Annotated in this window: 12 protein-coding genes; 2 read left to right on the top strand and 10 right to left on the bottom strand. The window is 38.1% G+C overall.

Annotated elements, in window-relative coordinates; all coding sequences use genetic code 11:
• Positions 1 to 2: 2 nt before the first annotated feature.
• Positions 3 to 395 (bottom strand): hypothetical protein, encoded by a 393-nt coding sequence (locus tag PQO01_RS17940; RefSeq protein ID WP_274315553.1) that lies wholly within the window; start codon positions 393 to 395, stop codon positions 3 to 5.
• A gap of 344 nt (positions 396 to 739) precedes the next feature.
• Here PQO01_RS17940 and PQO01_RS17935 point away from each other — a divergent pair, with 344 nt between their 5' ends.
• Positions 740 to 1,999 carry an NAD(P)/FAD-dependent oxidoreductase gene (locus PQO01_RS17935; RefSeq protein ID WP_274315552.1) on the top strand — a complete coding sequence of 420 codons (1,260 nt, stop codon included), beginning with the start codon at positions 740 to 742 and terminating at the stop codon, positions 1,997 to 1,999.
• A gap of 101 nt (positions 2,000 to 2,100) precedes the next feature.
• Here the strand turns inward: PQO01_RS17935 and PQO01_RS17930 are convergent, their stop codons facing one another.
• Positions 2,101 to 2,238: a hypothetical protein gene (locus PQO01_RS17930; RefSeq protein WP_274315551.1), complete on the bottom strand. Its 138-nt coding sequence runs from the start codon at positions 2,236 to 2,238 to the stop codon at positions 2,101 to 2,103.
• Between the two features lie 261 nt (positions 2,239 to 2,499).
• Here PQO01_RS17930 and PQO01_RS17925 point away from each other — a divergent pair, with 261 nt between their 5' ends.
• Positions 2,500 to 3,666, top strand: coding sequence for an IS256 family transposase (locus PQO01_RS17925; protein WP_274312071.1), 1,167 nt, complete (start codon positions 2,500 to 2,502; stop codon positions 3,664 to 3,666).
• A gap of 258 nt (positions 3,667 to 3,924) precedes the next feature.
• Here PQO01_RS17925 and PQO01_RS17920 read toward each other — a convergent pair whose 3' ends face one another.
• The 8 genes from PQO01_RS17920 to PQO01_RS17885 form a co-directional block, all read right to left on the bottom strand.
• A complete protein-coding gene (locus PQO01_RS17920; protein ID WP_274315550.1) occupies positions 3,925 to 5,775 on the bottom strand; it encodes a PAS domain-containing sensor histidine kinase in 1,851 nt (616 codons plus the stop codon).
• A 56-nt stretch (positions 5,776 to 5,831) separates the two neighbouring features.
• Positions 5,832 to 6,701: a hypothetical protein gene (locus PQO01_RS17915; RefSeq protein WP_274315549.1), complete on the bottom strand. Its 870-nt coding sequence runs from the start codon at positions 6,699 to 6,701 to the stop codon at positions 5,832 to 5,834.
• A gap of 9 nt (positions 6,702 to 6,710) precedes the next feature.
• Complete coding sequence (locus PQO01_RS17910; RefSeq protein ID WP_274315547.1) at positions 6,711 to 7,691, bottom strand: hypothetical protein; 981 nt, start codon at positions 7,689 to 7,691, stop codon at positions 6,711 to 6,713.
• A gap of 248 nt (positions 7,692 to 7,939) precedes the next feature.
• Positions 7,940 to 9,352 (bottom strand): cobyric acid synthase, encoded by a 1,413-nt coding sequence (locus tag PQO01_RS17905; RefSeq protein WP_274315546.1) that lies wholly within the window; start codon positions 9,350 to 9,352, stop codon positions 7,940 to 7,942.
• A gap of 7 nt (positions 9,353 to 9,359) precedes the next feature.
• Entirely contained in the window at positions 9,360 to 10,280 is a 921-nt protein-coding gene (locus tag PQO01_RS17900; RefSeq protein WP_274315545.1) for an MYG1 family protein, read from the bottom strand.
• Positions 10,281 to 10,418: 138 nt separating this feature from the next.
• Complete coding sequence (locus PQO01_RS17895) at positions 10,419 to 11,384, bottom strand: hypothetical protein (protein ID WP_274315543.1); 966 nt, start codon at positions 11,382 to 11,384, stop codon at positions 10,419 to 10,421.
• A gap of 110 nt (positions 11,385 to 11,494) precedes the next feature.
• A complete protein-coding gene (gene ispE, locus PQO01_RS17890; protein WP_274315541.1) occupies positions 11,495 to 12,328 on the bottom strand; it encodes a 4-(cytidine 5'-diphospho)-2-C-methyl-D-erythritol kinase in 834 nt (277 codons plus the stop codon).
• Positions 12,329 to 12,402: 74 nt separating this feature from the next.
• Positions 12,403 to 13,392 carry a malate dehydrogenase gene (locus tag PQO01_RS17885; protein ID WP_274315539.1) on the bottom strand — a complete coding sequence of 330 codons (990 nt, stop codon included), beginning with the start codon at positions 13,390 to 13,392 and terminating at the stop codon, positions 12,403 to 12,405.
• Between the last annotated feature and the right edge of the window lie 77 nt (positions 13,393 to 13,469).

The raw sequence follows: 13,469 nt of genomic DNA, 5'->3' as shown, positions 1-13,469 counted from the left end.
AGTTAGTTTTTGTAAAACTGAGCATTACCAATGCGTGGAAATAGGCTTTGATCACCACTTTCTAGATTAATCATACTCACTGTATCTGGATCAACTTGTTTGTGAGCAACTTGATAGGTGACTCCAGTGTGAGCATGGTAGTAGCTCTCTCCCGCTTCAGCATTTTCTAGGTCAATGGCCTCATCTGGAAGCAGTTCAGCTTCTTCTAAACTAAGAAAATAACTCCCGCTTAGACAAACTTCTTCACCGGAGACCAAGCTACGAACTAAATGTTCATCAGGATTGATGATTTCGTAATAAGATTCTTCCGGGAGTGAAAAACCTAGCCGTTTTACTTCGTCACCAACTTTGAAGCTACTGAGTCCCTGTTGGGGCTTGGGGAATTTATTAAGCACTTATTTAATCCTTATTTTAACTGAGTACAGCTCATTTATAATTCCTCTACAATAGCACCGCATCAAAAACTTGTAACTCAAGCGACTATGATTTGACGACTAACATTTAGCAAATGTGCTAGGTCTTTTGGTGTAGCAATGACTTGTCTACAGATAAATCGCTTAGGTCTTTTGGAGATTTATTGGCTGAAAAATAGACTTTCGTTTTCCTCCGTGTCATACCTGTTAAATATTTAACAGGTATTTTTATTTGAGGTTTGGATAGCTGTCATTTACGGTATAAAATGGGAATAATGCTTATTAAATTAATGGAACAAGATAGCTAATAGGAATTCCCTAGAAAAATGAAAAAGGTTGTTATCATCGGAGGTGGTTTTGCAGGAATTAATGCCGCGCGAAACTTGGGTAATAAAGAAGGCTTTGAAGTCACTTTAATCGATAGACGTAATCACCATCTGTTTCAACCTTTGCTTTACCAAGTCGCTATGGCAGGCTTAAGTCCTGCAGATATTGCGGCACCTATTAGGACCATTTTAAAGAAATATAAAAATATCAAAGTTGTGATGGATTATGCAACTAAAGTTGATCCAGAAAGCAAGAAGGTGATTTGTGAATCGGGTGTGTACGATTTTGATCTACTGATTATGGCCTGTGGTGCACGACATTCATATTTTGGACACAATGATTGGGAAAAGTATGCGCCAGGCTTAAAAACTATTAATCAAGCAACTGAAATTCGTCGCCGCGTTTTCATGGCCTTCGAAAAAGCTGAAAAAGCTGATAATGATCTAGAAATGACTAAGCACCTAACTTTTGTGATTGTAGGGGCAGGACCCACGGGAGTGGAGCTCGCAGGAGCCATAGGCGAGATGAATCGCTACACTTTAGGTGAAGAGTTTAGTCAATTAGATGTGAGTAAAACCCGAGTGCTATTAATTGAGGCTGGCCCTAGAATTTTAGCGGCATTTGATGAGGGTCAATCAAAGAGAGCTCAAAGTGACTTAAGCCAATTGGGAGTTGAAGTTCGATTAGGTCAAGCGGTGACTCATATTGATGATCAGAGTGTGAAAGTCAGTGATGAAACTATTCCAACAAGCACTGTATTATGGGCCGCTGGCGTCGAGGCAAGTCGCTTAGGTAAAAGTTTACCCGTCGAGTTGGATCGTGCGGGGCGTGTACCAATAGAAGCTGATTTAAGTATGAAACAGTACCCTTATATTTTTGTTGCTGGTGACCAAGCAAGTTGTATAGGTAAAGATGGCCGTCCTCTTCCTGGTATGGCTCCTGTGGCTATGCAACAAGGGCGTTTCTTGGCTAAGCTCTTATTGGCGCGTGAAAAAGGGCAAGATATTGGCGATTTTAAATATGTCGATAAAGGCAAGATGGCTACGATTGGTAGGAGTTCAGCGATTGCCCAAGCAGGAAAGATTAAGCTGCATGGTTTTATAGCTTGGCTCGCCTGGTTATTTATTCACATTCTCTATTTAAGTGGATTTAAAAATCGCTTTTTTGTTTTTGTTCAATGGACCTGGTCATACCTCAGTTTTCATCGAGGGGCACGATTAATCATTGGTAAAAAATGGCGTTTTTATGATGACGAATGAAGTGTTACTTCTACGAAAACTTACTGAGGCCTAGGTGCTCTTCGAATTTAATAATTAGCTTAAGCTTATGAAGTAAAGTTATTTAAATTCTTTTAAATAAACTAAAGTACTAAATGTTCATCAGGATTGATGACTTCGTAAAAAGATTCTTCCGGGAGTGAAAAACCTAGCCGTTTTACTTCGTCACCAACTTTGAAGCTACTGAGGCCCTGTTGAGGCTTGGAGAATTTATTAAGCACTTATTTAATCCCTATTTTAACTGAGTATAGCTATTTATAATTCCTCTACAATAGCACCGCATCAAAAACTTGTAACTCAGGTAGTGTCCCAAATTTTCTGTAAATTCTGCTATAGCTCTACTTTAAGAGTTATGAATAGCTTCCGAGACTTCGCGAGAATGGGAACTTTCTCGTCGGAGCGAAATTGAGGAAGTTGTTTGTAACTCGGGGTAAAGAAGATGCAGAGTGGTGTTGCACCAAAACAACCCACAAGGAATTATTATGCACCACTCTACACACGAGAACAGTAGTGTCTTATTAGAAATGATCCACCAAGTCACAGAAAACGGCGAAAGCGGAATGCTTGAAGCTATGAGAGTATTACTAAATGAAGCGATGAAAGTAGAGAGAAGTAATTCTCTTGATGCTGCTCCATATGAACGCAATGAAAATCGCTTAGGTTATGCTAATGGCTATAAAAACAAAACCGTAAACACTCGACTTGGAGCAATGAAGCTCAACATTCCTCAAGTCAGAGGTGAAATCGATTTTTATCCAAGTTCTTTAGAAAAAGGCTTACGAAGTGAGCGAGCTTTGATGACAGCTATGGCCGAGAGTTATATTCAGGGAACTTCGACAAGAAAAGTCACGAAACTTCTAGAGAAAATGTGTGGTCTTTCCGTGAGTAAATCACAGGTGTCACGAGTTGTATCTGAGCTAGATGAAAGCTTAGAAAAGTGGCGTAACCGTCCTTTAGGGAAATATCATTACCTTTTGGTGGATGCGAGATACGAAAAAGTTAGAGTAGATAAGACTGTTCGAGATTGTGCTTTGTTAATTGCTTATGGGATAGATGAATCAGGAAAACGCTCAGTTTTAGGTACAAGTGTCTCTTTAAGTGAAGCTGAGGTTCATTGGAGAAACTTTTTCCTATCATTGAATGCTCGAGGACTTCATGGTCTTAAGATGATCACGAGCGACAGTCATTCGGGACTGAAAGCCGCTTTAACAACTGTCTTTGGGTCAATCCCATGGCAGAGGTGTCAATTTCATTTACAGCAGAATGCGGGGGCTTATGTGCCTAAGAAAGCGATGCGTTCAGAAGTTGCACAAGACATTCGAGATATCTTTAATACCCCTTCAAAACAGGACGCCGAAAGACTTTTAAAGCTTACTTGCTTAAAGTATGAAAACAGTGCTTCTCAATTATCTGAATGGATGGAATCCGCACTTCCTGAAGGCTTTTCTGTATTTGATTTAGATCGTTCTTGTTGGACAAAACTGAGAACCACCAATATGATTGAAAGACAGAATCGAGAAATTCTAAGGCGAACTAGAACCGTGTCTATTTTCCCAAATGAAGCTTCACTGCTTAGATTAGCGTCCGCTATTCTTATGGAATTAGATGAAACCTGGATAGCTACAAAAAGAGTTTATCTGTCTGTTTAACTAAAATTGGTCAACACCAATTTACAGAAACAACGGGACTCTATCGTAACTCAAGCGCCTATGATTTGCCTATACCTAATGTCACCACATTAAAAAAAGGGGAATACTCATCATTATTTCGATTAAATAGATGTAGATCGCGAATAATTATCATTACTAAGCTACGTTTAATTATCGAGCAAATAAGTTCATGTATAGATTTCAACACAATTTTCTAGGTTATTTAATTTTAATACCCACATGTAAATCATATTACTTTTATTGAATGGGTAGAGTGATCACAAAAGTGCATCCTAAGTCACTATTAGACGTAAAGTTAATACTACCATTATGTTTATTAACGATAAAATCATGAGATAAAGCTAAGCCTTGACCAGTACCAACCCCTATGTCTTTGGTGGTGAAAAAAGGGTCGAAAATTTTTGTTCTTATCTTATCATTTATTCCCGTTCCAGTATCAATGAACTTAATGTTAATTTCTTGTCCTTTTAATTTTGAGGTGATTGTTATCTTACCATTAGTTTCAATTTTCTGTTTTTTAATTTGAGCTTCAATGGCATGAGAAGCATTAATAATGATATTTATAAATGTTTGTGAGAGAAAACCGGGGAAACAATAAATTTCAGGTATTTCATCATCTAAAAGTAATTCTACGATCGCATACTTTTTCCATTCATTTTCAGATAGAAGTACAGCCTCTTTTATTAAAGAATTTATATCATAGTCAATTTTTTTAGCCTTAGAGGGGTGTGCCATGATTTTCATGGATTTTACAATATCACTGACCTTTTGTAAGCCTTCTAAACTACCATCTAGTGCTACTGGTATTTCTGTGTTAATAAAATCTAAGTCCATCTCATCATAGAGCCTCTTCTTTTGCTCAAGATCCAAGTCTTGGGTTAATTCTAGATATTTGAGTATATCTTTGTATGCATCTTGTAAAAAAAGGCAATAATTGCTTACATATTGAATAGGAGTATTGATTTCATGAGCTATCCCTGACGCTAAAATGCCAATAGAATCCATTTTTTGTGATTGGAGAAGCTGTGCTTGCATTCGTTCCCGTTCTCGTACATCTCGTATAATGATTGTGTAAAAAACATTTTCATCTATTTTAAATTTGCTTACCGATAATTCTATTTTAATTTTCTCGCCATTTAAACCAGATAATATATTTTGCTCGGGAAGAACCTTTTTGTTATCAAAGTGAACGTTATACTTTTGTAAATTAATGTCACTGATGAAATCTTGGCATAGATAAACTTTACTAGAGTCATTTTGTTCAATGTTGACTAAATCACGAAAAGAGGCATTCATGGCGAAAATTTGACCACTAGCTTTTGAGCATATGATTGCATCCGCTGCGGTTTCCATTATACTGCTAATTCTCATATTTATGTGTTCTACCTGTTTCGTTTTAAGCCAAGCAAGCTCCTTTGCCTTTTCTAAATCATGCACATATTGCTTTAAGGTATCTGCTAAACTTTTTAATTCGATAGGGTTGTTGTAGGGGAAGTTTTCTGTTGATATCTCTTCTTTACTTGCTAAAACTCTTAATAGTTTTATCGGATTGACAATAGTTCGATTGGACCATTTTATCATGAGAAATGTAAAAACTATAAGTGCAGTTGGGCATATGTATAAGGTGCGTTTCAAAGTGATTTGTCTAGAGGCGATTTTGATTTTTTCTCTATCTATTTTTAGGACTAAATCAGCTTTATATAATTGTAAAGGTGCATATAAATCTTCCGTTATCGTATCACTTTTAGTAATGATATGATACCAATCGTTTTCATTGCGCTTTTTTTTTCCTGGCTGATGAACTTCTGAGCATAAATCCAAAACGGCACTGATTTTTTCATTTAAATCTCTAAGACGATATTTATATTTAAATTGGTTATTGAGAAAAATGATAGCTTCACCCTGATCAACTAAGCTATCATAGATATAAGCTTGTCTATTGTTTAAGTATAAATCCAAGGACATTAACCATTGTTTAAGAAGCATTTCAGCTTCTTTTATTCTTAATTCTTCACGGGTAGATTCTTGGAGCTCTTGCTGCTTTAGGTTTAGTTTGTGTGAGTTATATAAAACTATTCCAACAGACAAAAAGCCTACACACATACATGACACGACGAGGATAATCGTGTAGAAGCTAATTTTCATTATTTATCAATAGAGTTTTCTATATTGTTTAAGGAAGCTTCTAGTGTTTTAAGATTATGAAAGATCATAGGGTCTTTAGATTTAGGATAGAAAACAGGCATGTAAAGAATACTAAACTTACCGTCCTTGTGTTCACCCATGTAATAGTTATTTGTATCGGTATTAATGATATAAAAAAAATCCTTGTTGTCTATGTCCTTGAAGAATTTTATCTCATTAGTACCTGAACTAGTATTTACAGATTGAAGATCATATTTTTTTTCATTATTCTTACACAAGTGTTTTATACGAAGTTTTTTAATTGAATTCGACCAAGATGCTTCAGTTAAGGCAATTGTTTTTATTGCCGATTTCAGTAAGATTTCCGCTAGTATTTTTTGATCCTCATTAAAGTTCTGATAAGTAGGGTTTTTGGATAAATCTTTTAAAATAGATTTTAATTCAATAAAGCTTTTGTTCCTAATTATTTTTTTAAAACTATCATCGAGTAACTTAGATTTCGCACTTGTACGACAGCGTTGAAAAGTGAAGTTATCAATATTTAAATTCAAATCCAAACCCCACACGATTTCTACCAAACCCCACTTACTTTTTTCTGATCTAGCGTGAACAATTCCAAGTAAATTAGAATTCTTTTTGACAGCATATAAATTATGTTGGCCAATTTCGTAGAAATAAAGTGGGAAATCTAAATATTGTTCAACCTCTAGTCTAACGTTATCATCAATAGTAGATATTATGGTCTCAAAATTTTGACACTTAGGATAAAGATGATTGATTTTTGATTGAGGGTGTCTCAAAGCACAGTAACCCTGACCGAAACTTAAGTTTGAAAAAATAAACAATGTTGTTATGAGGTATTTGATCATAGATAACTCCTAAAACCTGTAACGGACTTGAAATTCAATGAGTTCTTCTTGCTCATCAGGAGGGGACTCAAACTCTTTGACGATTTGGCTGCTTAAATTTAATTGATTAGTCATTTGATAATTTATGCCAATTGCAGCACTAGACAAATGTGTGTTGTTTTCTAGGTTTTGATAAAAGTGTTGTATGTAGAGCTCAGTTGTTTCACTATCATTTTTAATATTAAATTCTAAAAGACTACCTAATAAGTTTTCATCCTCTACTTGTCCTCCATGTATTTCAATTAAAATACTCTTAGTTCCCATGTAGTACTCAAAGTCTACAGCAATGATTTCTCGTTTTATGGTTGATTTTTCTTTTAGAACTTCACCATGAAAAAATGAAAAACCATAATCAAAGTCTCCATCGTATACGCTGCCAACTCTACCAGAAATTGCATAAGGGTCTTCTCTGTCTCTGTACTTCATACCAGAACCTCTGGTTATTGCTATCTCATAAAGCCAATTTTCAAGTTCTTGCCCCATCGCAAATCCCCAATCCATTTTCATACCGATTTTTGCTCCTTGCCCATATTGATGAAGATCGCCAAAAGTATCTTTGTTATATTCACCGCCAAAAGGGATTTCGAAGTGACCAATTTTGAAGTAGGGCTTATCACTACCCCAGGCATTTATATTTAATGCAAAAGTTCTAAATAAAAATTCCCAGTCATCATCATCATCATAGACACTAGGAGTTCTGTAACCATTATCAATTCTATTTATAAAAGGCTGTATTGTTAAGCTACCAAAATCAGAACCATTCACAGTTAATATTTTATAAAAATCGATTCCTATAAAATGCTGTAAACTCAGCTCGTTCGCCTCATTCCAGTAAGAACTTCGTGAACTTAAATCAAATGCTAAACGACTATTTTCTACTCCTGGCAACTCTCGATCAGCGTAAACAGAGCTACTTATTAGGAACACAATAATAACAAAAATATTTTTCATAATAACAGTTTCTTTTTATGGATAATTTAATATACTATTATTTTAAATGAGCAGAAACAAGTAAAATCAATGAACTATTTTTGAAAAATTGTTGATATGTTATTTTTTCTGAAATAACTTTGCATATTCTTGAAATTTGATGCTCTAGTTAAGTGTGTTATTAGCTGTATGTAGTGCTCCCATTTAATAAGTCTTGTAAATTAGACAGTAAAAATGGCGTTTTTATGATGACGAATGAAGTGTTACTTCTACGAAAACTTACTGAGTTCTAGGTACTCTTCGAAGTGATCAGCAAGGCGATCAATAGGGTCGTTCTCTTTTAGTGGTACTTGATACTGCGAATTGAATTGTTTAAAAAGTGCTTGGCGAAACTCAGATGAATCCAAAATACCATGTAAATAGGTGGCCATGATATTATTGTGAATGATGCCATCTGATTCTTCTGTGCAAAAATATTGCAGGCCTTTTTCTGTATGCTGGCTTATGCCATGGTGGATCTCATAACCTTCTACATTTGTTCCAAATGCATCTTCTCTGAAGTTATTTTGTTGAGTAATTTTTTCTTTTTTAAGTTCACTTTCCAATGGGATGAGCTTGAGCCCTTTGTGCGTTTGTGGAAGATCTTCGATGCCATGTGGATCGGCAATGCTTTCCCCTAAAATTTGCATACCTCCACAAATGGCAAGGATTTGTCCTGTGAACGATTTGAGTTCTTGCTCCCATTTAAAGGCATATTTCAGGTCACGAGGGACATTTTTAGAGCCAGGAAGGATGACGAGGTCATATGAGTTGAGGTCTCTTGGACGACTCAAGTAATGAACTTGAAGCATGGGGTCATGATCGAGAACTTGAAAGTCGCTAAAATTTGATAAGTGTGGGAATAGTAGGATAGCAATTTTAACTTTCTTAGGATCTAAATCCTCTTTTGGATCAATGGTGAGTTCAGGACTGAGGCTATCTTCACAATCCAAATCGAGTTGATGGAGGTAAGGGATAACTCCGAGTACTGGGAGCTGACAGCGCTCTTCAATAGCTTGGATCCCATCTTTGAATAAATTGATATCACCTCGGAATTGGTTGATGATAAAACCCTTGACTCGAGCTTTGTCTTTTGCTGACAGGATTTCCATAGTCCCGATAATTTGAGCAAAGACTCCACCGCGATTAATGTCTGCGATTAGATATACATCTGCATCGGCTTCATGAGCCGTATCGAAATTGACAAAGTCACGATCGCGAAGGTTGATTTCCGCACATGATCCAGCCCCTTCAATGATAATAAGTTCATGTTGCTGTTGTAAAGTGGCAAGGCTATTGTAGGCAATTTTACGAATCTCTGAGGTATCTTTAAAATAATCACCAGCATCGCGATTGCCTAAGACTTTCCCTTGAAGGATGACTTGGGCACGGATATCAGCGGAGGGTTTAAGTAAAACAGGATTCATGTGAACCGAGGGGATTTGTCCTGCTGCTTCGGCTTGTAGAACTTGAGCTCGGCCCATTTCACCACCTGAATTCGTGACAAAGCTATTGTTTGACATATTCTGAGCTTTATAGGGAGCTACATCGAAGCCCTTGCGCTTGAAAATGCGACAAAGAGCTACAGTACATAAACTTTTACCGACATCTGAAGCAGTGCCGAGAATGGCAATATTTCTCACGACTTAATTAATGGACGTGAGTGTATGCTAAGGCCATTTCGGCAACTTTGAGAATCGATTGGCGGGATTTTGCTGCGCAAACAAAAGCTGCGTGGTGACAAAAGACGCCATCGGAGATGCCGAGTACACGTGAGAATTCATCATCTCTAAGTCCAGCCCATTCAGCAGGTAGTCGCTTGCGTGGTGTATAGCTATGGGGTGTGCGACTTACGCAACGTAAGTACCATTGATTGTTATGTGGGAAAACGACAAAATAAATTTTATGAGTACGGTCAAGGCTGTAGAGCGCTTCTTCCCATTTCATTGATGCGGGAAGTTCCATGAAGTTGGTATTTTTCTTTTCGGCATAGGCAAAGGCATGGCGAACCATTTCGCGCGACTCAATTCTTTGTCTTGAGTTATCAATAAAACGACCAATTAAGCGACGGCACCAAACAACTTGTTCAGCAAATACGTCGTCGGCTTGATCTATTGAGCCAGGGTTCATAACTGCGAGGACCGCAGAAAGTGAAAGCATGTTGACTTCGGGGGCTCCTCTTTGACGGCAGTGAATAGCAACGCCATTATCGGCCGCATCAACAGGGCGTACCAATTGATTTTTTATGTTGTCGACAATTTCGGGGTGTCCACAAATTTGGAGACCGAATTTTTGCCACACTAAGCCAAATGAAGACATGAGTAGTCCATCGTCATAAGCGGGGCCATTAGAAAAGTGGTGGTCAAAACGATTGATTTCTTCATCGTAGATGCCACCGACATCGACTAAGAAATCACAAGTAGATAATATTTGCTTGTCGCGAGAACGAATGATTTTGTGCTTTGGATAAATCATTGTTAATACGGCAACAGCCAGGCAGTCATCTGCATGGAAAAAACCATTGTGTGTACCAATGGTGACTTCCTGTTCGGGGCTTGGGTCTGTAGACATTTGATTGATCCTAATACAAAAAATAAACGAAATTTACTATAACAATGTGCCGTAAGAGTGCCAGTGCATAAATCGGTCTTGCCATAATTAAAGAGATAAAGAAATTGAACTTAAATTACGAGATGGAGCTACGTATATTTATTGAACTTTTATATCTTCTTTGATTTCAGTGTTTTCTGTCTTAGGAGTGGGGGGCTTAGGTAGATTCTTCTCGTTGATAGCCTCAGCTTTAGCTAAAGTATCTGTAGCACGCTTAGTTTTTTGTAGTAGCATGTAGAGTTGAGTTAATCCACGATTCATGGTGGTGAGGTTGGCGCTGAGCTTGTGGCTTTGCTCTCGAACCATGTTGTTGATAGTTCGAGCCTTATCACGGCTGACTTTTTGTCCGTCCTTACCGCCGTACATGATTTCTGTAATGCTATTTTGTAAAACTTTTATTTTCATATCTATAGCACTGATTTCTTTGGATATTTGACTTAATTCTTTCGTAGGTTTTGGGCTGTCGAAATATCTGTCGAGTTTGGCGCGTTCAGTTTCTAGGTTTTTAATACCTGTATTGATGTCCTTTATGAGTTTATCGCGTGTTTTATCAGCATCACTAGCATTTTTTTTGTCTCTATTGAAACGGTTGTCTCTACTGAAGTCATAATGCTCTTTGTATTCGCCGAGGTGTTTAGTGATTTGAACAATTTGATCCAGTCGAGTAAGCATTTTTTTGTCTAAAAAAGCGAGGAGTTTTTCCGTATCTTCTGGCCGGAAACGTTTTGTTGTTAGTTTAAGATCGTTGGCAATTCTTTTACGCTGGTCTGAATAGAATTTGATAGAATCACGTAAATCTTTGATAAGTTTTTCTTTATCACCAAGGACACGAGATTTTGAGTCGTGGGAGTCTTTAAACTTATTTAACATGGAAATCATTGTGGTGATTTCTTGTTCGATTTTAGCATCTACAAGTTTGATGTGCCCAACAAGTCTTTCGACTTGTGTTTTGCTATCGGCGACACTTTTTTCAAATTGTGCCATTCGATTGGCGCTGATAGTTCCCTGAGAAAGTAAAGGGTAGCTGAAGCTGAGCGCTAATGCAGCAGTGAGTAGTTTTTTCATTATTTACCTCATTTTATAATTCCCCTCAATATAGCTAAAGAAATTTATATAACAAAGCTGTTTATTGCTTAGCGTGGATTACTAACTTTATTTTAATTTGAAAAATCAGCTTAAAAAGTTGCCATTATTGACTGTCGCTTGAGTTTGTTGTGAGCCTGTTTTAATGATTCTTGATCTTTAAATAGAGCAAAACAGGTGGGGCCACTACCTGAGACATTACTGCTGTAAGCGCCTAATTTTAAGAGCTTATCACAGGCTTGTTTAAGCAGGGGGAACTTCTCTATGAGTGGCTTCGCTAGATCATTGTAGGTCTGTGGAAACTTTTCATTATTGAGTAAACTTAAGTATTCTTCGCAAGTGATAGAGCTGTGAGAAAAGCCATCCTGTCTATTTTTATAAGCCCAAAAAGCCGCGACAGGGAACTGAAAAGGGACAAAAAGCATGAAGAGTTTTTCTTCTACGCGACAACTTGCGATTTTCTCGCCAATGCCTTTTACGATTGCAGGAGATTTTTCAAAGAAGAAGGGGAGGTCGGCGCCAATTTTGATGGCGAGTTCTTGCATCTCCGTTTTATTTAGTGGTTGATCATAGAGCTCGTTGAGTGCCATGAAAGTAGATGCGGCGTTAGAGCTACCACCACCCATGCCACCAGCGACGGGAATATTTTTAACTAAGTCGATTTTCCACTTGGGTGTGATTAAAGTTTTTTCAGCAAAAGCTTGCGCGGCTTTATGGATGAGGTTCTTTGAGTCTAAGGGGACAGCAGGATGATTGCATGAAATTGTGATCCCCGGAGCGTTGGCTTCACTTATTTTTAGTGAATCAGCAATATCTTTGATGGGGAGAAATAAAGATTCTATGAGGTGGTAGCCATCGTCTCGTTTGCCGATGACATCGAGAAAAAGGTTGACTTTACCGGGGCATGATACAGTGATTGATGGCATGTGTGATCCTTAAAATTAAAAAGTGCCTAATTAAAATAATTAGGCACTTTCAAGTGTAAAACTAAATGGAGCGATTATCCAAGAAGATCTTTGATAACTTCGCGCTCACTCTCTAGTTCAGCAACAGTTTTTGCTACGCCTTCAGTGAGGTGTTGGTCGAGTTCGAAACCAGGAACGATTTCGTAAGTGCCATCACCATTTGAACGACATGGGAAAGAGAAGATGAGTCCTTCTGGAATTCCATATGGGTTGCCATCTGAATTTACGCAGCTTGAGAATACTTCACCTTCTGGAGTTGGTGTAAGTAAGCTCTTAACGTGATCGATTAAACCATTTGCAGCCGAAGCAGCGGAAGATTTACCACGTGCAGCAATAATTGCAGCACCACGTTTAGCAACAGTAGAAGTGAATTCAGTTTGGAGGTAAGCTAGGTCGCCGATTACATCTGCAGCAGGCTTACCTGAGATTGTAGCGTTTTTGTAGTCAGGAACCTGAGTTGCTGAGTGATTGCCCCAGATAACCATGTTCTTAACTTCAGTCACAGGAACACCAGCTTTTTGAGCGAGTTGTGATTTTGCACGGTTTTCGTCAAGACGAGTCATTGCGTGGAAACGATCGCGAGGAACGTCAGGAGCATTGTGCATAGCGATTAGGCAGTTTGTATTACAAGGGTTGCCAACGACAACTACGCGTACATCGTCTGCTGCATGGTCGTTGATAGCTTTACCAGTGCTTGTAAAGATAGGTCCGTTTTCTTTGATGAGGTCACCGCGTTCCATTCCTGGACCACGTGGTTTTGAGCCTACAAGTAATGCCCAGTTAACGTCTTTCATCGCAACGTTGACGTCGTCAGTCATAACGATTTCTTCGAGAAGCGGGAAAGCGCAGTCATCTAATTCCATAGCGACACCTTTAAGAGCGTCGAGAGCTGGAGTGATTTCGAGGAGGTTGAGAGCAACTTTTTGCTCAGGGCCGAACATCTCGCCGCTAGCAATGCGGAAGAGTAAGCTATAGTCAATTTGGCCGGCAGCGCCGGTTACACAGACGCGGATTGTTTTGGACATGATCCGTGATCCTTATTTGGGGTTTACTTATACGTTAGTTAAGTCGCGACAAAAGCTAAACCAAAGTGCTGAAACTT

Source organism: Lentisphaera marina (genome assembly GCF_028745505.1).
Lineage (GTDB): Bacteria > Verrucomicrobiota > Lentisphaeria > Lentisphaerales > Lentisphaeraceae > Lentisphaera > Lentisphaera marina.
The sequence above is the reverse complement of the archived record's forward strand: the minus strand, read 5'-3'. Positions and strand labels throughout refer to the sequence as shown.

Excerpts from the sequence above, each read along its gene's own strand:
- PQO01_RS17935 (WP_274315552.1), top strand. The coding sequence starts at position 740 with ATGAAAAAGGTTGTTATCATCGGAGGTGGTTTTGCAGGAATTAATGCC.
- PQO01_RS17925 (WP_274312071.1), top strand. The coding sequence starts at position 2,500 with ATGCACCACTCTACACACGAGAACAGTAGTGTCTTATTAGAAATGATC.
- PQO01_RS17915 (WP_274315549.1), bottom strand. The coding sequence starts at position 6,701 with ATGATCAAATACCTCATAACAACATTGTTTATTTTTTCAAACTTAAGT.
- PQO01_RS17910 (WP_274315547.1), bottom strand. The coding sequence starts at position 7,691 with ATGAAAAATATTTTTGTTATTATTGTGTTCCTAATAAGTAGCTCTGTT.
- PQO01_RS17900 (WP_274315545.1), bottom strand. The coding sequence starts at position 10,280 with ATGTCTACAGACCCAAGCCCCGAACAGGAAGTCACCATTGGTACACAC.
- PQO01_RS17895 (WP_274315543.1), bottom strand. The coding sequence starts at position 11,384 with ATGAAAAAACTACTCACTGCTGCATTAGCGCTCAGCTTCAGCTACCCT.
- ispE (WP_274315541.1), bottom strand. The coding sequence starts at position 12,328 with ATGCCATCAATCACTGTATCATGCCCCGGTAAAGTCAACCTTTTTCTC.
- PQO01_RS17885 (WP_274315539.1), bottom strand. The coding sequence starts at position 13,392 with ATGTCCAAAACAATCCGCGTCTGTGTAACCGGCGCTGCCGGCCAAATT.